General features: G+C 70.3%; 27 protein-coding genes. 21 read left to right on the plus strand and 6 right to left on the minus strand.

From position 1 onward, the window contains the following. From ACKOQ4_RS05745 to smc, 3 genes are all read left to right on the plus strand, one after another. Window positions 1-205: OsmC family protein (locus ACKOQ4_RS05745; RefSeq protein WP_526289727.1), on the plus strand; the 205-nt coding region annotated here is incomplete at its 5' end. Continuing rightward, a complete protein-coding gene (locus tag ACKOQ4_RS05750) occupies window positions 202-480 on the plus strand; it encodes an acylphosphatase (protein ID WP_526289729.1) in 279 nt (92 codons plus the stop codon). The genes ACKOQ4_RS05745 and ACKOQ4_RS05750, both read left to right, overlap by 4 nt. A gap of 37 nt (window positions 481-517) precedes the next feature. Further along, a complete protein-coding gene (gene smc / locus ACKOQ4_RS05755) occupies window positions 518-4111 on the plus strand; it encodes a chromosome segregation protein SMC (RefSeq protein WP_526289731.1) in 3594 nt (1197 codons plus the stop codon). 12 nt (window positions 4112-4123) lie between these two features. On the opposite strand, the gene fni is transcribed toward smc, so the two are convergent. After that, window positions 4124-5119 (minus strand): type 2 isopentenyl-diphosphate Delta-isomerase, encoded by a 996-nt coding sequence (fni, locus tag ACKOQ4_RS05760; protein WP_526289777.1) that lies wholly within the window; start codon window positions 5117-5119, stop codon window positions 4124-4126. 69 nt (window positions 5120-5188) lie between these two features. On the opposite strand from fni, the gene ftsY reads away from it, so the two are divergent. The 6 genes from ftsY (at window position 5189) to ACKOQ4_RS05790 (ending at window position 13647) form a co-directional block, all read left to right on the plus strand. After that, entirely contained in the window at window positions 5189-6562 is a 1374-nt protein-coding gene (ftsY, locus tag ACKOQ4_RS05765; protein WP_526289733.1) for a signal recognition particle-docking protein FtsY, read from the plus strand. A 156-nt stretch (window positions 6563-6718) separates the two neighbouring features. After that, window positions 6719-8080: an ammonium transporter gene (locus ACKOQ4_RS05770; RefSeq protein ID WP_526289735.1), complete on the plus strand. Its 1362-nt coding sequence runs from the start codon at window positions 6719-6721 to the stop codon at window positions 8078-8080. A gap of 5 nt (window positions 8081-8085) precedes the next feature. Further along, the gene (locus ACKOQ4_RS05775; protein WP_526289737.1) at window positions 8086-8424 is read left to right on the plus strand and encodes a P-II family nitrogen regulator; all 339 of its coding nucleotides are present in this window, start codon (window positions 8086-8088) and stop codon (window positions 8422-8424) included. A 46-nt stretch (window positions 8425-8470) separates the two neighbouring features. Continuing rightward, entirely contained in the window at window positions 8471-10933 is a 2463-nt protein-coding gene (locus tag ACKOQ4_RS05780; RefSeq protein ID WP_526289739.1) for a [protein-PII] uridylyltransferase, read from the plus strand. 85 nt (window positions 10934-11018) lie between these two features. Further along, entirely contained in the window at window positions 11019-12575 is a 1557-nt protein-coding gene (ffh, locus tag ACKOQ4_RS05785; protein WP_526289741.1) for a signal recognition particle protein, read from the plus strand. Window positions 12576-12579: 4 nt separating this feature from the next. Further along, complete coding sequence (locus tag ACKOQ4_RS05790; protein ID WP_526289743.1) at window positions 12580-13647, plus strand: amidohydrolase family protein; 1068 nt, start codon at window positions 12580-12582, stop codon at window positions 13645-13647. A gap of 21 nt (window positions 13648-13668) precedes the next feature. On the opposite strand, the gene ACKOQ4_RS05795 is transcribed toward ACKOQ4_RS05790, so the two are convergent. Both ACKOQ4_RS05795 and ACKOQ4_RS05800 read right to left on the minus strand, forming a co-directional pair. Beyond that, window positions 13669-14517 (minus strand): D-alanyl-D-alanine carboxypeptidase family protein, encoded by an 849-nt coding sequence (locus tag ACKOQ4_RS05795; protein ID WP_526289745.1) that lies wholly within the window; start codon window positions 14515-14517, stop codon window positions 13669-13671. A gap of 85 nt (window positions 14518-14602) precedes the next feature. After that, complete coding sequence (locus tag ACKOQ4_RS05800; RefSeq protein WP_526289747.1) at window positions 14603-15097, minus strand: hypothetical protein; 495 nt, start codon at window positions 15095-15097, stop codon at window positions 14603-14605. 204 nt (window positions 15098-15301) lie between these two features. Between ACKOQ4_RS05800 and ACKOQ4_RS05805 the strand changes: the two genes are divergently transcribed. Beyond that, a complete protein-coding gene (locus ACKOQ4_RS05805) occupies window positions 15302-15946 on the plus strand; it encodes a DUF1942 domain-containing protein (protein WP_526289749.1) in 645 nt (214 codons plus the stop codon). A gap of 6 nt (window positions 15947-15952) precedes the next feature. Here the strand turns inward: ACKOQ4_RS05805 and ACKOQ4_RS05810 are convergent, their stop codons facing one another. Further along, window positions 15953-16840 (minus strand): D-alanyl-D-alanine carboxypeptidase family protein, encoded by an 888-nt coding sequence (locus tag ACKOQ4_RS05810; protein ID WP_526289751.1) that lies wholly within the window; start codon window positions 16838-16840, stop codon window positions 15953-15955. 55 nt (window positions 16841-16895) lie between these two features. On the opposite strand from ACKOQ4_RS05810, the gene ACKOQ4_RS05815 reads away from it, so the two are divergent. The 5 genes from ACKOQ4_RS05815 to trmD all read left to right on the plus strand — a co-directional run bounded on the left by ACKOQ4_RS05815 (window position 16896) and on the right by trmD (window position 19514). Next, on the plus strand, window positions 16896-17312 hold the full coding sequence (locus tag ACKOQ4_RS05815; protein ID WP_526289753.1) for a nuclear transport factor 2 family protein: 417 nt from the start codon (window positions 16896-16898) through the stop codon (window positions 17310-17312). Window positions 17313-17490: 178 nt separating this feature from the next. Further along, window positions 17491-18054: a 30S ribosomal protein S16 gene (gene rpsP, locus ACKOQ4_RS05820; RefSeq protein ID WP_526289755.1), complete on the plus strand. Its 564-nt coding sequence runs from the start codon at window positions 17491-17493 to the stop codon at window positions 18052-18054. Further along, entirely contained in the window at window positions 18051-18293 is a 243-nt protein-coding gene (locus ACKOQ4_RS05825) for an RNA-binding protein (RefSeq protein ID WP_003881089.1), read from the plus strand. Before rpsP ends, ACKOQ4_RS05825 begins: the two co-directional genes overlap by 4 nt. Before the next feature lie 8 nt (window positions 18294-18301). After that, on the plus strand, window positions 18302-18826 hold the full coding sequence (gene rimM, locus ACKOQ4_RS05830; RefSeq protein WP_526289758.1) for a ribosome maturation factor RimM: 525 nt from the start codon (window positions 18302-18304) through the stop codon (window positions 18824-18826). 1 nt (window position 18827) lies between these two features. Beyond that, complete coding sequence (gene trmD / locus ACKOQ4_RS05835) at window positions 18828-19514, plus strand: tRNA (guanosine(37)-N1)-methyltransferase TrmD (RefSeq protein ID WP_526289760.1); 687 nt, start codon at window positions 18828-18830, stop codon at window positions 19512-19514. A 7-nt stretch (window positions 19515-19521) separates the two neighbouring features. Here the strand turns inward: trmD and ACKOQ4_RS05840 are convergent, their stop codons facing one another. Both ACKOQ4_RS05840 and ACKOQ4_RS05845 read right to left on the minus strand, forming a co-directional pair. Further along, window positions 19522-20283 (minus strand): SDR family NAD(P)-dependent oxidoreductase, encoded by a 762-nt coding sequence (locus tag ACKOQ4_RS05840; protein ID WP_526289762.1) that lies wholly within the window; start codon window positions 20281-20283, stop codon window positions 19522-19524. A gap of 5 nt (window positions 20284-20288) precedes the next feature. Next, window positions 20289-21191, minus strand: a complete 903-nt coding sequence (locus ACKOQ4_RS05845) for a serine hydrolase (protein ID WP_526289764.1) — start codon at window positions 21189-21191, stop codon at window positions 20289-20291. A 324-nt stretch (window positions 21192-21515) separates the two neighbouring features. Between ACKOQ4_RS05845 and rplS the strand changes: the two genes are divergently transcribed. The 6 genes from rplS to ACKOQ4_RS05875 form a co-directional block, all read left to right on the plus strand. Beyond that, window positions 21516-21857 (plus strand): 50S ribosomal protein L19, encoded by a 342-nt coding sequence (gene rplS, locus ACKOQ4_RS05850; protein WP_526289766.1) that lies wholly within the window; start codon window positions 21516-21518, stop codon window positions 21855-21857. Between the two features lie 58 nt (window positions 21858-21915). Then, window positions 21916-22725, plus strand: a complete 810-nt coding sequence (gene lepB / locus ACKOQ4_RS05855; protein WP_526289768.1) for a signal peptidase I — start codon at window positions 21916-21918, stop codon at window positions 22723-22725. A gap of 1 nt (window position 22726) precedes the next feature. Continuing rightward, a complete protein-coding gene (locus tag ACKOQ4_RS05860) occupies window positions 22727-23467 on the plus strand; it encodes a ribonuclease HII (RefSeq protein WP_526289770.1) in 741 nt (246 codons plus the stop codon). A 44-nt stretch (window positions 23468-23511) separates the two neighbouring features. After that, complete coding sequence (locus ACKOQ4_RS05865) at window positions 23512-23817, plus strand: DUF2469 domain-containing protein (RefSeq protein WP_078020019.1); 306 nt, start codon at window positions 23512-23514, stop codon at window positions 23815-23817. 95 nt (window positions 23818-23912) lie between these two features. Further along, window positions 23913-24287, plus strand: a complete 375-nt coding sequence (locus ACKOQ4_RS05870) for a YraN family protein (RefSeq protein ID WP_526289773.1) — start codon at window positions 23913-23915, stop codon at window positions 24285-24287. Next, the coding region (locus tag ACKOQ4_RS05875; RefSeq protein ID WP_526289775.1) for a magnesium chelatase domain-containing protein at window positions 24287-24534 on the plus strand (248 nt) is incomplete at its 3' end. The genes ACKOQ4_RS05870 and ACKOQ4_RS05875, both read left to right, overlap by 1 nt.

Genomic DNA, 24534 nt, shown 5'->3' on the forward strand with positions numbered 1-24534 from the left:
GGGCTCGGGGCCGGCCGACCGGGAGCAGGAGCGCGACCCGCTGCTGGCCGAGACCCTCGAGATCGATCTGTCCGGGTTGTCCGCAGAGGAGAAGCAGCGCCTGCTGGTCGTCGTCGGGCGGGCTGTCGACCAGTCCTGCACGGTGGGGCGAACGCTGAAGTCCGGGACGACGATCACCTTCGAGGTGGCGGGGGAGGGCTCGTGAGCGACGGCGCGAGGCTGACCGCCTGGGTGCACGGGCACGTCCAGGGTGTGGGGTTCCGCTGGTGGACGCGGTCGCGGGCGCTGGAACTGGGTCTGACCGGGTATGCCGGCAACCAGCCCGACGGGCGGGTGCTGGTGGTCGCGCAGGGGCCGCGGGCCGCCTGCGAGGAGCTTCTGGAACTGCTTCGGGGCGGCTCGACGCCCGGTTCGGTGGACACGGTCGTGGCCGAGTTCGGCGAGGCGGGTGAATCGATGCCCGGATTCCGCGAGCGCTGAGCCTCGCCCGGAATCAGGCCCGGTAGGCTCGCTCGACGTGTACCTCAAGAGTCTGACGCTGAAGGGCTTCAAGTCCTTCGCCTCGCCGACGACTCTCCGATTCGAGCCCGGCATCACCTGCGTGGTCGGCCCCAACGGCTCGGGCAAGTCGAACGTGGTCGACGCCCTGGCCTGGGTGATGGGGGAGCAGGGCGCCAAGGCGCTGCGCGGCGGCAAGATGGACGACGTCATCTTCGCCGGCACCTCCTCCCGCGCGCCCCTGGGCCGCGCCGAGGTCACGCTGACCATCGACAACTCCGACAACGCCCTGCCGATCGAGTACTCCGAGGTCTCCATCACCCGCAGGGTGTTCCGGGACGGCGCCGGCGAGTACGAGATCAACGGCAACAGCTGCCGGCTGCTCGACATCCAGGAACTGCTGTCCGACTCCGGCATCGGCCGGGAGATGCACGTCATCGTCGGCCAGGGTCGGCTGGCACAGATCCTGGAGTCCCGCCCGGAGGACCGCCGCGCCTTCATCGAGGAGGCGGCCGGGGTGCTCAAGCACCGCAAGCGCAAGGAGAAGGCGCTGCGCAAGCTGGACGCCACCTCCGCCAACCTGGCTCGCCTGACCGACTTGACCAGCGAGCTTCGCCGCCAGCTCAAACCGCTGGGCCGGCAGGCCGAGGTGGCCCGCCGTGCCCAGACCATCCAGGCCGATCTGCGCGACGCCCGGTTGCGGCTGGCCGCCGACGACCTGGTGGCCCGCCGCGCCGAGTTCGCCGGCGCCGACGACATCGAGAACACGCTGCGCCGCGAGCACGACGAGGCCGCCGCCCGGATGGCTCAGGCCTCCGCGCAGCTCGCCGAACACGAGACGGCGGTGGCGTCGCTGTCGGAACGCACCGACGCCGCACAGCAGACCTGGTTCCGGCTCTCGGCGCTGTCCGAGCGGGTGGGCGCCACGGTTCGCATCGCCAGCGAGCGGGCGCAGTATCTGGACACCGAGCCGGCCGCCGGCACCGGCCCCGACCCCGACGAGTTGGAAGCCCGTGCCGCCGAGGTCGCCGAGCAGGAACGCAGCCTGCTCGCCGAACTCGATCAGGCGCGCGCACGCCAGGATCTCGCCCGCACCGAGCTGGCCGAAAAGGAAAGCGCCGCAACCGAAGCCGAGCGCGCTCACCTCGCCGCGGTGCAGGCCGAGGCCGATCGCCGGGAAGGCCTGGCCCGGCTGGCAGGCCAGGTTGAGACCGCCCGGGCCCGGGTGGAGTCCATCGACGAAGGGGTGGCGAGGCTGTCGGCGGCCATAGAAGAGGCGGCCGTGCGCACCGAGCAGGCCAGGGCCGCATTCGAGACCGTGCAGAGCCGGGTCGGCGAGCTCGACCAGGGCGAGGTCGGCCTCGACGAGCACCACGACCGGACAGTGGCCGCGCTGCGACTCGCCGACGGCAGGGTCGCGGAACTGCAGACCGCCGAACGCGCCGCCGAACGCGAGGTGGCCTCCCTGCAGGCCCGTATCGACGCGCTCGCAGTCGGACTGGAACGCAAGGACGGGGCCGCGTGGCTGGTGGAAAACCGAAGCGGCGCAGGACTTCTCGGGACAGTGGCCAAGCTGGTCAGGGTTCATCACGGCTATGAGACGCCGCTGGCGGCGGTGCTCGGTGCGGCTGCCGACGCCGTCGCGGCGGACGGCTTCGGCTCGGCTCGCGGGGCCGTCCAGGCCCTCAAGGACGCCGACGGCGGGCGGGCGACGATCGTGTTGGCGGACTGGCCGGCCCAGTCGCGCGGCGACAGCGGACCGCTTCCCGACGGCGCCCGGTGGGCGATCGATCTGGTGGACGCCCCGGACCGGCTGCAGGGCGCGCTGGCGGCGATGCTGTCCGGAGTCGCAGTGGTCAACGACCTGTCCTCCGCTCTGGATCTGGTCGCCGCGCGCCCGTCGCTGCGTGCGGTCACCCGGGACGGCGACCTGGTCGGGGCGGGCTGGGTTGACGGCGGTTCGGATCGCAGGCCCAGCACACTGGAGATCGCCGCGGCGATCGAGCAGGCCCGCGCCGAGTTGACCGAGGCCGAGACCCGGGTGGCTGAGCTGACCGCCGCACTGGCCGGCGCGCTGGACGAGCAGTCCAACCGGCAGGACGCCGCCGAGCAGGCCCTGGCCGCCCTCAACGAGTCCGACGCGGCCATCTCGGCGATCTACGAGCAGCTGGGCCGGCTCGGCCAGGAGGTCCGGGTCGCCGAGGAGGAGTGGCGCCGCCTGCAGGGCCAGCGAGACGAACTCGAGTCCGGCCGGGAGCAGGCGGTGGCCGAACTCGGCCATCTCGAGTCGCGGCTGCTGACCGCCCAGGAGATGCAGACGGTCGTTGAGAACACTCCCGGCGAGCGCCAGCAGATCCAGGCCGCCGCCGAAGCCGCCCGGGCCGTCGAGGTCGAGGCCCGGCTGGCAGTAAGAACTGCGGAGGAGCGCGCGAACGCCGTTCGGGGACAGGCGGATTCGCTGCGCCGGGCGGCCGCGGCAGAGCGCGAGGCAAGGCTCCGGGCGCAGCAGGCCCGCGCGGCGCGTCAGCACGCCGCCGATGTCGCGGCTGCGGCGGCCGAGAGCGGGCGGCGCGTCGCCGAGCACCTGGCCGGGGTCGTCGCGGCGGCCTCCCGAATACGCGACCGGCTGGCGGCGGAGCGCCAACGGCGGGCGACTGCGATGGCCGCCGCCCGCGAGGAGGTCGCGACGCTGGGCGCCCGTATCGCCGAGCTGACCGACGCCCTGCACCGCGACGAGGTGGCCAAGGCCCAGGCGGCGCTGCGCATCGAGCAGCTCGAGCAGACCGTGCTCGAGCAGTTCGGGATGGCCGGTGACGATCTTGTCGCCGAGTACGGACCGCAGGTCGCGCTGCCGCCCTCGGAGCTGGAGATGGCCGAATACGAGCAGGCCAAGGAGCGCGGCGAGCAGGTCACCGCACCGGCGCCGATGGCCTTCGACCGGGCCACCCAGGAGCGGCGGGCCAAACGGGCCGAACGTGACCTCGCCGAGCTGGGACGGGTCAACCCGCTGGCGCTCGAGGAGTTCGCCGCGCTGGAGGAACGCTTCAACTTCCTTTCCACCCAGCTCGAGGACGTCAAGGCGGCCCGCAAGGACCTGCTGGACGTGATCGCCGACGTCGACGAGCGCATCCTGCAGGTGTTCACCGAGGCCTACGCCGACGTCGAGCGCGAGTTCGCCCAGGTGTTCGCCGCGCTGTTCCCCGGCGGCGAGGGCCGGCTGTTGCTCACCGATCCCAACGACATGCTCACCACCGGCGTCGAGGTCGAGGCGCGTCCGCCCGGCAAGAAGGTCAAGCGGCTGTCCCTGCTCTCCGGCGGGGAGAAGTCGCTGACCGCGGTGGCCATGCTGGTGGCCATCTTCCGCGCGCGCCCCTCGCCGTTCTACGTCATGGACGAGGTCGAGGCCGCCCTCGACGACGTCAACCTGCGCCGGCTGATCGGACTGTTCGAGCAGCTGCGCTCGCAGTCGCAGCTGATCGTGATCACCCACCAGAAAGCGACGATGGAGATCGCCGACGCGCTCTACGGGGTGAGCATGCAGGGCGACGGCATCACCGCGGTCATCTCGCAGCGGATGCGCGGGGAGAACCTGGTCGGCAGCGCGCTCCCCTGACGCCGGGGCGGTTCAGCGGCGAAGTTCGGCCAGGTTCGCAGCGCCGCAGCCGTGCAGGCAGATGCGGAGTTCCTCGATGAACGCCCCGAGCGTGTCGACCACCGCCGCCGCCGACTCCAGAGCCGGCGCCAGCAGCGGGCGGGCCATCGCCACGACGTCGGCTCCCAGTGCTATCGCCTTGGCCGCGTCCATGCCGGTGCGGATGCCGCCGGAGGCCACCAGGGGCATCCCGGGCAGCGTGCGCCGCACCTCGATCAGGGCCTGGGCGGTCGGAATGCCCCAGTCGGCGATCGCCGGGTAGCGGACCTCGCCGTAGCGCACCACCTGTTCCACCCGCGCCCAGGAGGTGCCGCCGGCCCCGGCGACGTCGACAGCGGCGATCGGCAGGCCGCGCAACCGCTCGGCGGCGGCCGCGCCGATTCCGTGGCCGACCTCCTTGACCAGAACCGGGTAGTCCAGGTCGGCTGCCAGCCGTGCCAATCGCTCCAGCGAGCCGGAGAAGTCGGTGTCGCCATTCTCCTGCACCGCCTCCTGGAGCGGATTGACATGCACGGCAACGGCATTCGCACCGACCCGGCGCAGGGCCGCGGCCAGTCGGGGGGCGATGTCGTCGGTCACCTGGGCCAGCCCGATGTTGCCGATCAGCAGCACGTCCGGCGCGAGGTCGCGCACCTCGAAACTGACGGCGGCGGCGGGATCGTCGAGCATGATCCGCTGCGAGCCGAGCATCATTCCGATGCCCAGTTTCTGTGCGGCGCCGGCGAGGTTGCGGTTGATGGTGCGCGCCAGCTCGGCGCCGCCGGTCATCGCACCGATCAGCACCGGAGCGCGCAACGGCGTGCCCAGGAATTCGGCGCCCAGGTCCACCGCCGCCAGACTGGTCTGGGTCAGTGCGTTGTAGGGCAGGTCGAACGAGTCGAGTCCGGTGCCGACGCCGACGAACTCGACCGGGCCGTTCAGGCAGGCCTCGATGTGCCGCAGTTTGCGTGCCGCGATGCCCTCGGTCATCCCGGCTGCCGCCGCGCGGGTTTGCCAGGCCGCCAGCGCTCCGTCGGGAAACACTGGAACAATGGCCTGGTGTCCCAGGGTCTCTGGATCGCTCTCGCGGTCATCGCCATCCTCGTCGTCGTCGCACTGGTCGCCGGGTCGGTGCTCTACCGGCGCCGCCAGGTCAGCCTGCACGCAGCCCCCGAAGCCGTCGAGATCGAGGCTCCCACACCGGTGGACCGGTCGGGTGGCTACACCGCCAAATCAGGCATCTCGTTCACACAATCGTCAGCCCCGGCGCCGGTGGAGCGCCCGAGCGCACGGCCGCCTCAGCTCGACACCACCGGGCTGCCCGGAGTCGGCGACGACGCCGCCATCCCGCGGGACTCGCTGAAACGCCCCATCGCACAGGTCAACCTTCCCGAACCGGACCTGATCGAGCGGATCGACGCCCTGGAGGCCGAGATGGACCTCCCGCCGGCCGTGACCGAGGAGGTCGTCGTCGAGGCCGCCCCGGCGGTGTCGGAGATCGACCTCATCGCGCCTCCGGCGGGCCGGCTGGAGCGTCTGCGCGGACGGCTGGCCAAGTCGCAGAACGCGTTCGGGCGCAGCATGCTGGGTCTGCTCGGTGGCGGTGACCTCGACGAGGACTCCTGGGAGGAGGTCGAGGACACCCTGCTGGTGGCGGACCTGGGGCCGACCGCCACCGCTTCGGTCACCGAGCACCTGCGCTCGGCGATGGCCGCCGGCAGCGTGCGCAACGAGGCGCAGGCCCGGGCGGTGCTGCGCCAGGTCCTGGTGCAGGAGCTCAACCCGGCCTTCGACCGGTCGATCCGGGCACTGCCGCACGACGACAAGCCGTCGGTGCTGCTGGTGGTCGGTGTCAACGGCACCGGGAAGACCACCACGGTCGGCAAACTGGCCCGGGTCCTGGTCGCCGACGGCCGCCGCGTGGTTCTGGGGGCCGCCGACACCTTCCGCGCGGCCGCGGCCGATCAGCTTCAGGCCTGGGCCTCCCGGGTCGGTGCGGAGGTGGTCCGCGGCCCCGAGGGCGCCGATCCGGCGTCGGTGGCGTTCGACGCGGTCGACAAGGGCATCGCCTCCGGCGCGGACGTCGTCGTGATCGACACCGCCGGACGGCTGCACACCAAGACCGGCCTGATGGACGAGCTGGGAAAGGTCAAACGGGTGATGGAGAAGCGCGCCGCCGCGGTCGACGAGGTGCTGCTGGTGCTCGACGCGACCATCGGGCAGAACGGGCTGACCCAGGCGCGGGTGTTCGCCGACGTCGTCGACATCACCGGTGTGGTGCTGACCAAGCTGGACGGAACCGCGAAGGGCGGCATCGTATTCCGCGTCCAGCAGGAACTCGGGGTTCCGGTGAAACTGGTCGGCCTGGGCGAGGGGCCTGACGACCTGGCGCCTTTCGAGCCCGCCGCCTTCGTCGACGCCCTGTTGGGCTGAGCCGGCGGTTAACAACCGCGAAACGAAAGTCCGCGATCAGTTCACGCCGGCGAAACACCGGAGTGCCGGTCCGGAAACAACCACTGCGCAGTGTTCCTCCCGAGTCGCCTGCCAAAAATCGGGGCACGTCGACGATCTGTGAGGAGGGAACCGCGAGTGGACCAATTCCCGGTGATGGGAGTGCCGGACAGCGGCGACACCGCGTGGATGCTTGCCAGCGCCGCGCTCGTTCTGCTGATGACCCCGGGACTGGCATTCTTCTATGGCGGCATGGTGCGCGCCAGGGGCGTGCTCAACATGATCATGATGAGCATCAGTGCCATGGGTGTGGTGACGGTGCTGTGGGTGCTCTACGGGTACTCGATCGCCTTCGGCGACGACAGATCGGGTCTCTACGGTGACCCGGGGCAGTATTTCGGCCTCAAGGGCCTCATCGGCGGCACCTATCTGCAGCTCACACCGGACGCCCCGGAGGTGTCGGTGCCGCTGGCGGGAACGATCCCGCAGACGGTGTTCGTGGCGTTCCAGTTGATGTTCGCCATCATCACCGTCGCGCTGATCTCCGGAGCGATCGCCGACCGGCTGCGCTTCGGCGGCTGGCTGGCCTTCGCCGCCCTGTGGGCCACCTTCGTCTACTTCCCGGTCGCGCACTGGGTGTTCGCCTTCGACGGCGTGACGGCCGAGAAGGGTGGCTGGATCGCCAACAAACTCAAGGCGATCGACTTCGCCGGCGGCACCGCGGTGCATATCAACGCCGGCATCGCGGGTCTGGTGCTGGCGATCATCCTGGGCAAGCGCCTGGGGTGGCCCGGGTCGCCGATGCGCCCGCACAACCTGCCGTTCGTGATGCTGGGCGCCGGCCTGCTCTGGTTCGGCTGGTACGGGTTCAACGCCGGGTCGGCGGTGGGGTCCAACGGCATCGCCGGGGCCACCTTCATCACCACGACGGTGGCCACCGCCGCGGCGATGCTGGGCTGGCTGCTCACCGAACGCCTCCGCGACGGGCACGGCACGTCGCTGGGCGCGGCCTCGGGCATCGTGGCCGGGCTGGTTGCGATCACGCCGTCGTGCTCGTCGGTCAACGTGGTGGGTGCCCTGGCGGTCGGCGTCGTCGCCGGGGTGCTGTGCGCACTGGCGGTGGGGCTCAAGTACAAGCTGGGCTTCGACGACTCCCTCGACGTGGTCGGAGTGCACCTGGTCGGTGGCCTGGTCGGCACGCTCATGGTCGGGCTGGTCGCCACCAAGACCGCCCCGGCGGCCGTCGACGGGCTGTTCTACGGTGGCGGCGTCGACCAGCTGCGCCGCCAGGCCATCGGTGCGTTCGCCGTTCTGGGCTACTCGGCCCTCGTCACGGCTATCTTGGCTTTGCTCGTGAAATACACCATCGGACTGCGGCTTGACCGTGAGGCCGAGGCTGCCGGAATCGACGAGTCCGAACACGCGGAGACCGCGTACGACTTCGCCGCCGCCGGCGGCGGAGGTGGCTCGATCTTCTCTCGTCAAGGTGCGGAGGTATAGGGGTTATGAAGCTCATCACTGCGATCGTCAAGCCGTTCACCCTGGAGGACGTCAAGACCGGACTGGAGGAACTGGGAGTCCTGGGTATGACCGTCAGCGAGGTCCAGGGCTACGGACGCCAGAAGGGACACACCGAGGTCTACCGCGGTGCGGAGTACGCGGTGGACTTCGTGCCTAAGGTCCGCGTGGAGGTCGTCGTCGATGACTCCGCGGTGGACCGGGTGGTGGACGTCATCGTGGCCGCGGCCCGCACCGGGAAGATCGGTGACGGCAAGGTCTGGGTCAGCCCGGTGGACACCATCGTGCGGGTCCGCACCGGCGAGCGGGGCACTGACGCCCTCTGATGACGGCGCCTGCTGATGACGCGCCCTTTGATGACGGACGATTGACATGACGAAGCGCGCGGCCGACTCCGCCGCCGGGAGGTGGACGCCCCCGGCGGTGGAGTCGACGCACCCGGCGACGGATCTGGCGGCCGCCGGCCGGCAGCTCCTCGACGGCGGTCAGCGTCGGCTCGACGCGGCCGCGCTGCGCGAGGCGTTGCTGGACCTGCACGAACTCTGGCTGACCACCAAGGCGGCCGAACTTGGCTTCACCGCGGGCAGCGGTTTCGCTCTCGTGGCCACCGGCGGCCTTGGCCGCCGCGAGATGGTGCCGTACTCCGACCTCGATCTGATGCTGCTGCACGACAACATGCCCGCCGACACGGTCACTGCGGCCGCCGAGTTGCTCTGGTATCCGTTGTGGGACGCCAACATCCGGCTCGACCACAGCGTCCGGACGGTCTCGGAGGCGCTGCAGGTTGCGGGCGCGGACATCTCAGCCGGCCTGGCGATGCTGGAAGCCCGGCACATCGCCGGGGACGACACGTTGTCCGGACAGCTGATCGGGGGAGCGCGGCGGCAGTGGCGGGCCGGGATCGCCTCCCGTTTCGACGAACTGGTCGAGCAGACCAAGGGCCGCTGGCAGCGCAGCGGCCAGATCGCCCACCGGGCCGAACCCGATCTCACGGCCGGCATGGGCGGGCTGCGCGACATCCAGCTGCTCAACGCGCTGGCGGCCGCGCAACTGGCCGACCCCTACCCGGCCGGCAACGCCGACTCGCCCGGCGCCTCGCTGGCGGCCGCGCACATGGCTCTGCTGAACGTGCGCACCGAACTGCACCGGGTCTCCAGACGGGGCCGGGATCAGCTGCTGGCGCAGTACGCCGACGAGATCGGCGCGTCGCTGCGCATCGGGGACCGCTTCGACCTGGCCCGGATGCTGTCCGACGCCGCCCGCACGGTCAGCTACTACGTCGACGCCGGGCTGCGCACCGCCGCGAACGCCCTGCCGCGCCGCGGCCTGTCGGCGCTGCGCAGGCCGGTGCGCCGGCCGCTGGACGAAGGGGTCGTGGAATTCGCCGGCGAGGTTGTCCTGGCCCGTGACGCCCGGCCGCTGCGCGACCCCGGCCTGACGCTGCGGGTAGCGGCCGCCTCGGCGACGACCGGTATCCCGATCGCCACCTCGACGCTCGCCCGGCTGGCCGAGACCGCACCCGAGTTGCGCGCGCCATGGCCGCGAGACGTCCTCGACGACCTGCTGGTGCTGCTGACCGCCGGCCCGACCGCGGTGACGACGGTGGAGGCGCTGGACCGCACCGGGTTGTGGGGCCGGATGTTCCCGGAATGGGGCGCGGTGCGCGACCTTCCGCCGCGCGACCCGGTGCATACCTGGACCGTCGATCGGCACCTGGTCGAAACCGTCTCCCGGGCAAGCGCTTTCACCACCCGGGTGTCGCGGCCGGACCTGCTGGCGCTGGGTGCGTTGCTGCACGACATCGGCAAGGGCCGCGGCGGGGACCACAGTGTCGTCGGCGCCGAGGTCGCGACCCGGGTGGGGGAGCGGCTGGGTCTGTGGCCGTCGGACATCAGGCTGCTGGCCGCCGTTGTGCGCCATCATCTCCTGTTACCGAGTACGGCCACCCGTCGTGACCTCCAGGATCCGGCGACCATCAGCGCCGTGGTCGAGGCCGTCGAAGGCGACCCGGTGCTGCTGGAACTGCTGCACGCGCTGGCCGAGGCGGACTCGCTGGCGACCGGTCCGGGCGTGTGGGGCGACTGGAAGTCCACTCTGATCGGCGACCTGGTGCGTCGCTGCCGGGCGATGATGGCCGGGGAGCCCGAACCGCAACCCGAACCGGTTCCGGCCGAGCATCTTTCGCTGGCGCGTGACGGCGCGGTCCACGTCGAGATGACTCCCGGCGCATCGCCGCACACCTACGGGGTCACCATGATCGCGCCGGACCGCCGCGGTCTGTTGTCGAAGGCGGCCGGGGTGCTGGCCCTCAACGCGCTCGGCGTGCACTCGGCTTCGGTCAACAGCGTCGAGGGCTCGGCGATCAACACCTTCGAGGTCTCTCCGCATTTCGGCTCACCGCCGCCGGCGGAACTGCTCCGCCAGCAGTTCATCCTGGCCCTCAACGGGGAGTTGGACGCCGTCGGCGCCCTGCAGAAGCGCGACCGGGAGGCCGTGCAATACGGAACCGAGCGGGCCGGGGAGCACAAGCCGGCGGTTCCGGCCGCGGCCCCGGCCCCGCCGAGGATCCTCTGGCACCATCCCGACCAGGCCGGGCGACAGCTGGTGGAGGTTCGTGCCAGTGACCGCACCGGTCTGCTGGCCGTCCTCACCGCGGTGTTCGAGCGTGCCGGCGCCGACATCGAATGGGCCAGGATCACCACCTTCGGGTCCTCGGTGATCGACGTCTTCGCGATCTCCGTCCCGCCGACGGGGGCGGCCAGGGAGGCGCTGGAGCGCGACCTCTACGCGGCGCTGCCGGCCCCGTCGGCCAGACCGGCGGCCGAAGCGGGCTGATCGGCGCATCCCGGCCGCCGCCCTGCCGCTGATAGCCGGTGCCGGCCCGCGGTGACCGCGGACCACCTGGGGCTAGTCTGAACCCGTGTTTGAATCCCTCTCCGACCGGTTGACCGGTGCGCTCTCCGGCCTGCGCGGCAAGGGACGGTTGACCGACGCCGACATCGACGCCACCGCCCGGGAGATCCGGCTCGCCCTGCTGGAGGCCGACGTCTCGCTGCCGGTTGTCCGCGAGTTCATCGCCCGGATCAAGGAGCGGGCCCGCGGAGCCGAGGTCTCCGGTGCCCTCAACCCCGCCCAGCAGGTCGTCAAGATCGTCAACGAGGAGCTCGTCGGCATCCTCGGCGGCGAAACCCGTCAGCTGGCCTTCGCCAAGACCCCGCCGACGGTGATCATGCTGGCCGGTCTGCAGGGCGCGGGTAAGACCACGCTGGCCGGCAAGCTCGCCAAGTGGCTGCGCGGCCAGGGCCACACTCCGCTGCTGGTGGCCTGCGATCTGCAGCGCCCAGGTGCGGTCACCCAGCTCAAGATCGTCGGCGAGCGGGCCGGTGTGAGCGTGTACGCCCCGCATCCCGGCACCTCCGCCGATGCCGCCGAGACCGAAGGCGCCGGGCCGGGCGATCCGGTCGCCGTCGCCGCCGCGGGGCTCGCCGAGGCCAAGTCCAAGTACTTCGACGTCGTCGTCATCGACACCGCCGGCCGGCTCGGCATCGACGACGTGCTGATGGCGCAGGCGGCGGCCATCCGCGACGCCGTGCAGCCCGACGAGACGCTGTTCGTCCTGGACTCGATGATCGGTCAGGACGCGGTGGCCACCGCCGAGGCCTTCGGCCAGGGCGTCGGCTTCACCGGCGTGGTGCTGACCAAGCTCGACGGCGACGCCCGCGGCGGTGCGGCGTTGTCGGTCCGTCAGATCACCGGGGTGCCGATTCTGTTCGCCTCCACCGGCGAGAAACTGGAGGACTTCGATGTCTTCCATCCCGACCGGATGGCCGGCCGGATCCTCGGCATGGGCGATGTGCTCTCGCTGATCGAGCAGGCCGAGCAGGTCTTCGACGCGCAGAAGGCCGAGGAAGCCGCCGCCAAGATCGGCTCCGGTGAGCTCACGCTGGAGGACTTCCTCGAACAGATGCTGGCGATCCGCAAGATGGGACCGATCGGCAACCTGCTCGGAATGCTGCCCGGCGCGGCCGGGATGAAAGACGCGCTGGCGGCCATCGACGACACTCACCTCGACCGCCTGCAGGCGATCATCCGCGGCATGACCCCCGAGGAGCGGGCCGACCCCAAGATCATCAACGCCTCCCGGCGGCTGCGCATCGCCAACGGCTCCGGAGTGACGGTGTCTGAGGTCAACCAACTGGTCGACCGTTTCTTCGAAGCGCGAAAGATGATGTCGCAGATGGCCGGTGCGATGGGAATGCCGTTCGGCCGACGCTCGTCGAAGCGCAGCGCGAAGAACAAGAAGAAGGGCAAGAAGGGCCGTGGCCCGACGCCGGCCAAGGCACAGAATCCACTCTTCGGGGCCGGTATGCCGCCCGGTTTCCCGGATCTGTCGCAGATGCCCGAGGGGCTCAACGAATTGCCGCCGGGCCTGGCCGGTATCGATCTGTCCAAGCTGAAGTTCCCCGGCCAGCGCTAGCGCGGTGGCGCTTCACGTTCGTGGTCGAGGACTGCCCGACGGCGAACCGGTCGAGTGGTGGGTGGCCGACGGGACCCTGCGGGCCGACCCGGTAGCCGGTGCTGAGACCGTCTGGGACGGCGGTTGGGTGATCCCCGGTCTGGTCGACGCCCACTGTCACGTCGGGCTCGGCCCGCGCGGGGCGATCGGGCTCGACGAGGCCGTCTGGCAGGCCCGGACCGATCGCGATGCGGGAGCGCTGCTGTTGCGGGACTGCGGTTCGCCGACAGACACCCGAAGCCTGGACAGTTACCAGGATCTGCCTCAGATCATCAGGGCTGGAAGGCATTTGGCGCGGCCCAAGCGGTACCTGCAGGGATACGCGGTCGAGTTGGAGGACGAGTGGCAGCTGCCCGCCGCGGTGGCCGAGCAGGCCCGCCGGGGTGACGGCTGGGTGAAGTTGGTCGGCGACTGGATCGACCGGTCGGTCGGCGACCTCGCTCCGCTGTGGTCCGACGAGGTTCTTGCCGCCGCGGTGGCCGCCGCGCATGCCGAGGGCGCCCGGGTTACCGCCCATGTTTTCGGCGAGGATGCTCTGCCCGGTCTGATCGAATCCGGAATCGACTGCATCGAGCACGGCACCGGGCTGACCGCCGACACCGTCGCGATGATGGCCCGGCGGGGGACTGCGCTCGTTCCCACCATGATCAACATCGCGAACTTCCCGGTCTTCGCCGACGCGGCGACGCGATTCCCGATCTACGCCGCGCACATGCGCGACCTGCACGCGCGATCCCGGCAGCGGATCGGTGCCGCCCGGGAAGCCGGTGTGCCCATCTACGCCGGCAGCGATGCGGGCGGAACGCTCCCGCACGGATTGATCGCCGAAGAGGTGGAGGCGCTCGCCGGAATCGGAATGACCCCGACCGAGGCGCTGGGAGCGGCGTGCTGGGACGCCAGGGACTGGCTGGGCCGGCCGGCACTGGCCGACGGCGCCCCCGCCGACCTGCTGTGCTTTGCCGACGACCCACGTTGCGGCCGTGGGGTTTTGAGTCACCCGAACCGGGTGATCCTGCGCGGCCGGGTCTACTGAGTCAGGGGCGCGCCGCCCGGCTCACGGCTGGGAGAAGCCCCAGTCCAGCAGTTTGCGTCCCTGATCCCACAGGTCGTCCTCCCCGTACATCATCACGGCGACCAGGCTCCTGCCTCCGCGCTGCGCCATCGCCACGTAGGTCTCCTTGGCGAGGTTGGTGTAACCGGTCTTGCCGCCGATGAAGCCGGGGTAGCCGGTCAGCAGTGGGTCGTGACTGGCGATCTGCCGGAAGCCGCCGTTGCCGTCCGGAAACGATGCGGTGGACTGGTGCAGGATCTGGGCGAACAGCGGATAGCCCAGCGCAGCACGGTAAATCACCGCGAGGTCCTGCGGCGTGGTCACCGATTCCCAGCCGGGGCCGTCCAGCCCGGACGGCGAACTCGCCCGGGTTGCGCGGGCGCCGACCTGCACGGCCTTGGCGTTCATCTTCGCGACCGCGGCCGGCGTGCCGCCCAGCATGTCGGCGAGCATGTTTGCCGCGTCGTTACCCGACACCATGAGCAGGGCGTCGAGCAATTGGCGCGCGGTGTAGACCTGACCGGGAACCAGTCCCACACAGGAACATTCGACGTCGGTCTCGGCCTCGGTGGCCTGGGCGGCCGAGGCCGGGGGAAGCTGGTCGAACACCACCATGGCCAGGAGAGCCTTGATCGTGCTGGCCGGCGCGCGGGGTCCGTAGGCGTCCCTGCCGCCCAGGATTCGGCCGCTGACCATGTCGGCGACCAGCCAGGCCGGAGCCGGCCCGTCCGGTGGGGCGAGCCCCGAGGGCTGCGACGGGTCCGCCCCCGCCGCCGGGGACGCGCAGAGTGCCAGTAGTCCGACCAGCGCAGCCGCCGCGGCCCGGCGCGGCCATTCCCACAACACAGACATGCCCGCCGAGGCTAGCCGGACAACACCGCGGTTGAGCGTCGATGCGGTCTCTGATCGGTCGCGGCCGGCTTCGTGGCCCCCGGCGTCACGGGGTCGCGGGGATCTTGGGCAGGTCGCGCAGGGCGCTGTTCACCGAATCCCGTACCGAGTCGGGAGTCACGCCGAGATCGGATGCCCGCTGCCGGAGAGTCTTGCCGATATTGGCCTGGGTCTGCTGCTGAAGGATCGCGCCCCGGCCCGAGCCGCGGTTCTTCTTGCCGGGCTTGAGTTGGTCGATCAGGCCCCTGACGGAGTTCAGCGCATCAAGGATCGCTGCCGGGTTCGCCCCGCCGGCGGCAAGACCGGCGATCTGGGAAATGGTCTGGCCGACGTTGTTCGGGCCGATGATCCCGCTACCGTCGGCAGGGGCGGCACTGGCCACCGGAGCCGACACGATCGCTGCGGCGACCACCGAGGCGGTCGCGACTTTCCACTTCAATGAACACTCCTCGTTCCGGTGTCGCCCCGACAGCGGGCCTGACTCGGAGACTAGTTGCCGCAATTGGGCTTGGGCAAACCTGAAGTTGGTGACATCGGTCACCTGTGAAGTGCGGATTAGGCTCTATCCAGCGATGCTTCAGCTATTGGAGCATGTGTTTGCTGTAACGGAATTCAGCCTGGTGGCAGGCTCCGGCCCACGCCCATCGCGCCGCGCGGCCGGGACTGTCAACCCGACGCGGCGGGCCGCGCTCAGGTATCGTCGCTTCGCGCCCAGCGAACACAACGAGCCGATAGGGGAGTCAGGGTGAAGATCACGAAACTAGCGGGGGCCGTGGCAGCCGCCGCGGTCACGTTCGGGATCGGCGCCGCCAACGTCGCACCAGCGTCGGCGGCCGACAACATCAAGACCTTCGGCGAGCAGGAACGGCTGAACGGGCCGAACAGCCAGCCCTACATCGGTTACACCGTGTACACGCTGGCCCCCAGCAACGATCCGGTGCCGCACAACGGCCAGTTGTATGCCGCCAAGCTGAAGATCGACAACTTCGGCATGAACGCCGATCCGATGATCGGACGATTCGGCGCCCGGGCCGAGTCCGGGATCTTCTACCCCGTCATCACGGGGGCGTCGAACTTCAACAAGCTCTACTTCGACGTGGTGGGCGTCGTTCCGAACAGCGTGGTGTGGAACGACGGCTTCCGCGACATCCTGTGCTGGATCCCGGGTGACATCCCACTGGAGCCGCAGAGCGTCTCCGACGAGCCGCCGGACCCGGTTGCCCCGCCGTACGACCCCTTCGAGACCGCGACGATCGCAGGGCCGGGGCCCGCCGAGGCCGGACCGGTGGAGGGCAGTGACACGCTGCCGGAGGCCACGCCCAACGACCTGGCCTCGCCGCCGTTCGAGCTCACCGAAGGTGAAGTGGCCGAGCCGGGCTTCAGGCGGTAGACGCGCCTATAGCGCAGCGACGCTCTGGGCCGGGTTCTGGGCGAAGCCCCAGTCCAGCAGCATCGCGGCCTGGTCCCAGTAGGTGGGGCCGCCGTCGCGGACCAGGCCGTACATCATCGCTATGACCAGGCGGCGGCCGTTGCGTGCGGCCCCGCCGACGAAGGTTTTGCGGGCGGCGTAGGTGTAACCGGTCTTGCCGCCGATCGCACCGGGATAGCGGACCAGCAGCTCGTCCTGGTTTACCAGCGGTTTCTCGCCGGAGTCGGTGGGGAACATCGCCGCCGGCTGCGCGGTGATCTGGGCGAACACCGGGTTGGCCATCGCGGCGCGGAAGATCACCGCCAGGTCATGCGGCGTCGTCCAGCCCGGGCCGCCGGGGCCGTCCAGGCCCGAGGGGGATGTGGCGTGGGTGTCGTAGGCACCGATCGTCGCGGCCTTGGCGTTCATCTTGTCCACCGCGACGTCATAGCCGCCCAGCATGTCGGCCAGCGCGTTGGCCGCGTCGTTACCGGACACCAGCAGGGCGCCGTCGAGCAGTTGGCGGGCGGTGTAGGTGCGTCCGGCCTTCACGCCCGCGCAGTTGCACTCGACCGCCGTGTTGGCAGGGGTGGCGACCATCGTGGCGTTGAGGTCGAGCTCGTCGAGTGCGGTCAGGGCCAGCAGGGCCTTGATGGTGCTGGCCGGCGGGTGAGCGGTGTACATGTCGCGCCCGGCGAGCACCTGCCCGGAGTCGAGGTCGGCGATGATCCACGACGGCGCCGGGCCGTCGGGAATGGGCATGGAGCCCGCCGGCTGAACGCTGGGATCGGCGAGAGCCGGGGCGATCGCGGTGTCGGCGACGCCGCCGGTCAGCAGTGCGAGGGAAGCCGCGAACGCGGCGGCGAGCCTACCCATGGCCGATCAGCCTAACGGGTGGGCCGCGGCGGCATCTCCGGTGTTCAATTCAGGCATGCTTCCCCTGGCGGAAATCTCGGACCGGCTGGAGATCCAGCAACTCCTGGTGGACTACGCGACGGCGATCGACCAGCGCCGCTTCGACGACCTCGACCGGATCTTCACCGCGGACGCCTATATCGACTACCGCGCGATGGGCGGCATCGACGGACCCTACCCGCAGGTCAAGGCCTGGCTGTCCGAGGTGCTCCCGCATTTCCCGGCCTACTACCACCTGCTGGGCAACTTCGACATCCGGCTCGACGGCGACAGCGCGTCGGGCCGGACCATGTGCTTCAACCCCATGCAACTCGGCGCCGACGGACGGATCCTGTTCTGTGCGCTCTGGTACGACGACGAGTTCGTGCGCACCGCCACGGGCTGGCGGATGACCCGCCGGGTCGAGTCCAAATGCCTGGACAAGCTGGTCTGAGCGCCCAACCAGCCGGATTTCCGCCGGTGGCCCGCGCTCTGGCACAATGAGGCGCCGGTCGCAGGCCCCGTGGATCTCCAGCGCGGGAACGGCGGCCGCCACGCGAGGCAAAACCGGATCCGGCAACCCGCCGGCATCGCTGAATTGCAGCGTGTCATCGCTAGGAGAAGTTCGTTTCATGGCTGTGAAGATCAAGCTCACCCGGCTCGGCAAGATCCGCAATCCCCAGTACCGCATCGCCGTCGCCGACGCCCGGACCCGCCGCGACGGCCGCTCCATCGAGGTCATCGGCCGCTACCACCCCAAGGAGGAGCCGAGCCTGATCGAGGTCGACTCCGAGCGCGCCCAGTACTGGCTCTCGGTCGGGGCGCAGCCCACCGAGCCCGTCCTCAAGCTGCTCAAGATCACCGGCGACTGGCAGAAGTTCAAGGGCCTTCCGGGCGCGGAGGGCACGCTCAAGGTCGCCCCGCCCAAGCCGACCAAGCTCGAACTGTTCAACGCCGCACTGGCCGCCGCCGACGGCGCGCCCTCCGGTGAGGCCACCCAGCTGAAGAAGAAGAAGGCTCCGGCCAAGAAGGCCGCCAAGGCCGAGGCGGAGACGGCCGAGGCCGAGACATCGGCAGAGGCGCCCGACGCCGCCGCCGAGGTTCCCGCGGAAGCGGCGGCTGAGGCTCCCGCCGACGCCGAACCGGCCGCCGAGAGTGCGCCGGAGGCCGAGTCCGCCGAGCCGGCCGCAGAATGAGCTCGGTCGTCGTCGACGCCGTCGAGCATCTGGTTCGCGGGATCGTCGACAACCCCGACGACGTCCGCGTCGACATGGTGACCAGCCGGCGCGGGCGGACCGTCGAGGTGCACGTGCACCCCGACGATCTGGGCAAGGTGATCGGCCGCGGCGGCCGTACCGCCACCGCGCTGCGGACCCTGGTCGCCGGCATCGGCGGCCGGGGCATCCGGGTCGACGTGGTGGACACCGACCAGTAGCCGACCGCATGGAACTGGTGGTCGGGCGGATCGCCAAGGCGCACGGGATCACCGGCGAAGTCGTCGTCGATGTCCGCACCGACGACCCCGAATCCCGGTTCGCGCCCGGTAGTCGCCTGGTGCTCAAGGCTTCCCGCGGCGGCACCGTCGGTGACGCCGTCGTCGAGTCGGCACGCCCGCACGGCGCGCGGCTTCTCGTCCGGCTGCGCGGAGTGAGCGACCGGGACGGCGCGGAGGCGCTGCGGGGAAGCCTGTTCGTCGTGGACACCGCGGATCTGCCGCCGATCGAGGATCCCGACGAGTTCTACGACCACCAGCTCGAGGGTCTGACGGTCCGCACGGTCGACGGGCAGGAGGTCGGCTCGGTGGCCGAGGTGCTGCACACCGCCGGCGGTGAGCTGATCTCGGTGCGCACCGAATCGGGGGCGGAGGTGCTGATCCCGTTCGTCGGCGCGATCGTGGCGTCGGTGTCGCTGGCCGACTCGGTGATGCTGATCGACCCGCCGGAGGGTCTCCTGGAACTGGAGTCCTGACGTGCGCATCGACGTCGTCACCATCTTCCCGGACTATCTGCTGCCGGTACGCCAGTCGTTGCCCGGCAGGGCGATCGAGTCCGGAATCGTGGACTTCTCGGTTCACGATCTGCGCCGCTGGACCCACGATGCGCATCACTCGGTGGATGACGCTCCCTACGGCGGGGGGCCGGGAATGGTGATGAAGGCACCGGTCTGGGGCGAGGCTCTGGACGAGATCTGCACAGGTGAAACGCTTCTGGTGGTCCCGACTCCGGCAGGCCGGCTCTTCACTCAGACCGATGCCCGACGCTGGACCGCCGAGCGGCACCTGGTGTTCGCCTGCGGCCGCTACGAGGGCATCGACCAGCGCGTCATTGACGACGCCGCGACCCGAATGCGGGTCGAAGAGGTCTCCATCGGCGATTACGTGCTGGCCGGGGGAGAGGCTGCGACGCTGGTGATGGTCGAGGCGGTGGTGCGACTGCTGCCCGAGGTGCTGGGCAATCCGCTCTCCCACCAGGATGATTCGCATTCCGACTCGGGGCTGCTGGAAGGACCTTCCTACACCCGGCCACCGGTGTGGCGCGGCCTTGGAGTACCCGACGTCCTGCTTTCCGGAGACCATGCCCGGGTCGCCGACTGGCGTCACGACCAGTCGATACGGCGCACCCGCGCCCGCAGGCCGGATCTTCTCGGCGAGGACTGAGGCGTAACTACTTGCCGACGAGCCGGCCGGCCACGGCGATCAGCAGCCGGCGGGGGGCGAACCTGGTTCCGATCCGCGCGGTGACGGCGTTGGCCACGCCGTCGACGAAACTCGGCTTGCCACCGGGCAGTGCCCGCATGGTGTTGTCGACCACCTGCTTGGCTGAACGTTTGACGCCGACGACGGCGGACTCGCCTGCCACGTCGAAGAATTCGGTCGCCGTCGCCCCCGGGCACACCGCGAGCACGCGGATCCCGTGGCGCTTCTCCTCACCGTAGAGGGCTTCGGAGAAGGAGAGCACGAAGGCCTTGGTGGCGGCGTAGACGGCCATGTGGGGAACCGGCTGAAAGGACGCGGTCGAGGCGATGTTGATGATGGTGCCGCGCCGGCGGGACCGCATGGCGGGTAGGTACCGCGCCGTCAGGCCGACCAGCGTCGCGCAGTTCAACTGGATCTCGTCGGCCAGCCGTTGCGGGTCGGCGTCGACGACGTCGCCGTGGGTGCCGAAACCCGCGTTGTTCACCAGGACGTCGACGTCGATGCCGAGATCCGAAGTGCGGGAGTGCAATTGAGCTGCCGAATCGGGGGTGGACAGATCCAGAGCGATCACAGTCACCCGCACGCCGTGAGCGGTGCGCAACTGGTCGGCGAGGGCGGTCAGCGCCTGCTCGCGACGAGCGACGAGGACGAGGTCGTGGCGTTGAGCGGCGAATTGCCGGGCGTACTCTGCGCCGAGGCCCGACGACGCCCCGGTTATCAGGGTTGCCACGGGCGTCAGATCCTGCCGCGGGGGAACATGGTTTTCAGCGCCGCGGTGATGGTGTCGCGTGCGGTGGCCTCATCGACGGGTTGCATGGACGCGATCGCGATCACGTAGCGGCGGTCGCGCCCCACCACCCCGGTGGACAGATGCACCTGGTTACCCAGGCCCCAGCAGCACATCCAGCCCTGTTTGACCGCCACCGTCTCGGCGAAAAGCCCGTCGGGAATGCCGAAGCGCTGCGGGTAGCCGTCGGTGCCGATCGGTGTCGAGGCGGCCAGGTCGGTCAGGATCAAGCCCGCCTGTTTGGCCGGCAGGCCGCCGGCGCCGTCGAGCAGCAGTTCGTAGTAGCGAACCAGGTCGGAGGTGGTGCTCATGGTGTTCCACCAGTTGCCGTCGTACGGCGGGGTGGTGCCGGAAAGGTTGTAGCGATCCGCCACCCGGCTGATGATCGCGTTGCCGCCGCCGCGCGCCCAGAAGTCGTCGGCCGGGAAGTCGTCGGAGGATCGCAGCATCAGGTCCAGGCCGCCGAGGTCGTCCGGACTCAGTTTGGTCTTGCGCTGCGCGGCCTGGGCGAGCAGATCGTCGGCGATGAACAGCTTGGCCACCGATGCGATCGGGAAGGGTGCGCCGTCCCCGCTGGAGACCACCCGGCCGCTGCGCCGGTCGAGCAGCGTGAGACTGATGTCGGCGCCGCGCTTCTGGGCCTCCAGGGCGGCCCGCTTGGCCAGCGTGTCCAGATCGCCGGTCTGGTCGGGGGGCGCCGCGGGCTGAATCGCCGGGGCCGCCGGGGGTTCGCCGGCCATCATCGAGATGCTCGCCGCCGTGGGGTTGCCCGAACCCGCCGAGGCCCCGATCAGCATCGCCGCCGCAGCGGTCGCACCCCCGGCGAGCAGCACCGACGGTCGACGTCGCATGTCCCTCTCCTCGGCTCGGCGGAAGCGTTCCCGGCACACCCTCGGGCGGGTTTTCCCCTCGTCGAAAACCGGCGGATTCAGGGTAGCCGTCCTCTTTGTACACCGCCTAATTCCCGTCCGGTGGCAGCTCAGGCGTCTCGGCGGGTCGGCGGTCGGGCGCCGATTTCGCCCCTCGGGACCCATCTGGCACAATTGACCGCATCACCCGCGCGGGCCGGCCCGTTCCGCCTGCAGCGACAGATACCCGACCACCAGCTCGGCGAGGTCAAGGCCCACGCGCCCGGACGCCCCGCCCGGAGCCCGACCGCTAGGAACGCTGCGCAGATGAACACACTCGACTTCGTCGACCAGGGCTCGCTGCGCGACGACATCCCGGACTTCGGGCCCGGCGACACCGTCAACGTCCACGTCAAGGTCATCGAGGGCAACAAGCAGCGGATCCAGGTGTTCAAGGGCGTGGTGCTGCGCCGCTCCGGCGGCGGGGTCCGGGCCACCTTCACCGTCCGCAAGGAGAGCTACGGCGTGGGCGTCGAGCGCACCTTCCCGGTGCATTCGCCCAACATCGACCACATCGAGCTCGTCACCCGCGGCGACGTCCGCCGGGCCAAGCTGTACTACCTGCGCGAACTGCGGGGCAAGAAGGCCAAGATCAAGGAGAAGCGCTGAGCCTCGACATGGGGCCGGGCGAGGCGCTGAGCCGTCGCCCGTTGGCTACGCTCATCCCGTGACCGTCACCCCTGACCCGGCCGACTCGGAGCGCCTCGAGGCGGCGGACGAGCCGGCCAAACCCGATCGGCATGCCAAGAAGCGCTCCGCTTTGCGGGAGGGCGCCATATTGGTGGGCACGGCGGTCCTGCTCTACTACGTGATGCTGACCTTCGTGGCCCGTCCGTACCTGATCCCGTCGGAGTCCATGGAGCCGACGCTGCACGGCTGCAAGGGCTGTGTGGGCGATCGGATCATGGTCGACAAGATCACCTACCGCTTCGGCTCGCCCGAACCCGGCGACGTGATCGTGTTCAAAGGCCCGCCGAACTGGAACGTCGGCTACAAGTCCATCCGGTCGGACAACGTCGCGGTGCGGTGGGTGCAGAACGCGCTGTCCTTCATCGGCTTCGTTCCGCCCGACGAGAACGACTTGGTCAAGCGAGTCGTCGCCGTCGGCGGACAGACCGTGCAGTGCCGGGCCGACACCGGTCTGACCGTGGACGGCAAGGAACTGACCGAGCCGTATCTGGACGCGGCCACGATGATGGCCGACCCGGTGGTCTACCCCTGTCTGGGCAACGAGTTCGGTCCGGTGGCCGTGCCGGAGGGCAGGCTGTGGGTGATGGGCGACAACCGCACCCACTCGGCGGACTCGCGGGCGCACTGCACCAGCGCGCCGGCCGAGGCGCAGAAGGGTGTCCTGTGCACGGGGGACCCCGTCACCGGCACGGTGCCCGTCGACAACGTCATCGGCAAGGCGCGTTTCATCGCGTGGCCCCCCTCGCGCTGGGGTGGTGTGTCCTCGGTCGACCCGCAGCAGGGCTGACGTGGCCCCCCGCCCGGCAGCCAGGAGGTCCGACAGCGCGGCCTGGCCGCCGCGCACCGTCATCCGGCGCTCCTCGGGGCTGAGAACACTCGAATCGGCGCTCTATCGCGGCGGGCTGGGGCCGGTCGCCGGTGTCGACGAGGTCGGCCGCGGCGCCTGCGCGGGCCCACTGGTCGTCGCGGCGTGCGTGCTGGGCCCCAACCGGTTCGAGAGCCTGGCCGCCCTGGACGACTCCAAGAGACTCACCGAGAAGACCCGCGAGGAGCTCTTCCCGCTGATCCGCCGCTACGCGCTCGCCTACCATGTGGTGTTCATCCCGGCCGTCGAGGTGGATCGCCGCGGGGTGCACGCGGCCAACATCGAGGGCATGCGGCGGGCGGTGGCAGGTCTGCCGGCGCGGCCGGGCTATGTGCTCTCCGACGGATTCCGGGTGCCCGGGCTGCCGGTTCCGTCCCTGCCTGTGGTGGGCGGGGACGCGGCTGCCGCCTGCATCGCCGCGGCCAGCGTGCTGGCCAAGGTCAGCCGGGACCGGCTGATGGTCGCACTGGACGCCCAGTATCCGGGCTACGGGTTCGCCGAGCACAAGGGCTACAGCACCCCCGGGCACGGCGCGGCGCTCGCCGACCTCGGCCCCTGCGAGCAGCATCGCCAGTCGTTCATCAACGTCCGGCGGGTGGCCCGGTCGGGCGGCAGCGAGCTGGTGGCCGAATTCGCGGCGGTGTCACGCCGGGGCGAGGGGTAGGACAAGATGGAACCACCAACCGACCGACAAGGACCGCTGAGCCGATGAGTGCCGAGGATCTCGAGAAGTACGAAACCGAGATGGAGCTCTCGCTGTACCGGGAGTACAAGGACATCGTCGGACAGTTCAGCTACGTCGTGGAGACCGAGCGGCGCTTCTACCTGGCCAACAGTGTCGAACTGGTGCCGCGCAACACCGACGGCGAGGTGTACTTCGAACTGCGCCTGGCCGACGCCTGGGTGTGGGACATGTACCGGCCGGCCCGGTTCGTCAAGCAGGTGCGGGTGATCACCTTCAAGGACGTGAACATCGAAGAGGTCGAGAAGCCGGAACTGCGGCTGCCGGAGTAGCCGGTGGTGTGAACGGATCGGGAACTGGGGATAACCCCGGTTGATCCTGGGCCCGCAGCCCGGCGGTGTCGGCGGTCCCGGCCAGTCTGGTGCGCATGACCCCATCGCAGCGGCTGACACGTATCCAACTCGGCGCGCTCGGGGAGCAGGTCGCCACCGACCACCTCTGCGGGTTGGGCCTGCAGATCCTGCAGCGCAACTGGCGGTGCCGCTACGGCGAACTGGACGTGATCGCGGCCGAGGGCGACGGCACCCTGGTCTTCGTCGAAGTCAAGACCCGCAGCGGTGACGGATACGGCGGGGTCGAACAGGCGGTGACCCCGGACAAGGTGCGCCGCATCCGTCGTCTGGCCGCACTGTGGCTGGCCGGGCAGCACCGGCGCTGGGCGCAGGTGCGTATCGACGTGGTCGGGGTCCGCATCGGCCGCCGGCGCGATCCCGAGGTGACGCACCTGCGGGGGGTCGGCTGATGTCCCTCGGCCGGGCGTTCTCGGTGGCGGTCCGCGGCCTCGACGGCCAGATCGTCGAGATCGAGGCCGACATCACCTCCGGTCTGCCGGGGGTGCACCTGGTCGGGCTGCCCGACGCCGCGCTGCAGGAGTCCCGGGACCGGGTCCGCGCCGCCATCACCAACTGCGGCAACACCTGGCCGATGTCGCGCCTGACGCTGGCGCTGTCCCCGGCCACCCTGCCCAAGACCGGCTCGCTCTACGACAT

The organism is Mycobacterium sp., assembly GCF_046095365.1.
Taxonomy (GTDB): domain Bacteria; phylum Actinomycetota; class Actinomycetes; order Mycobacteriales; family Mycobacteriaceae; genus Mycobacterium.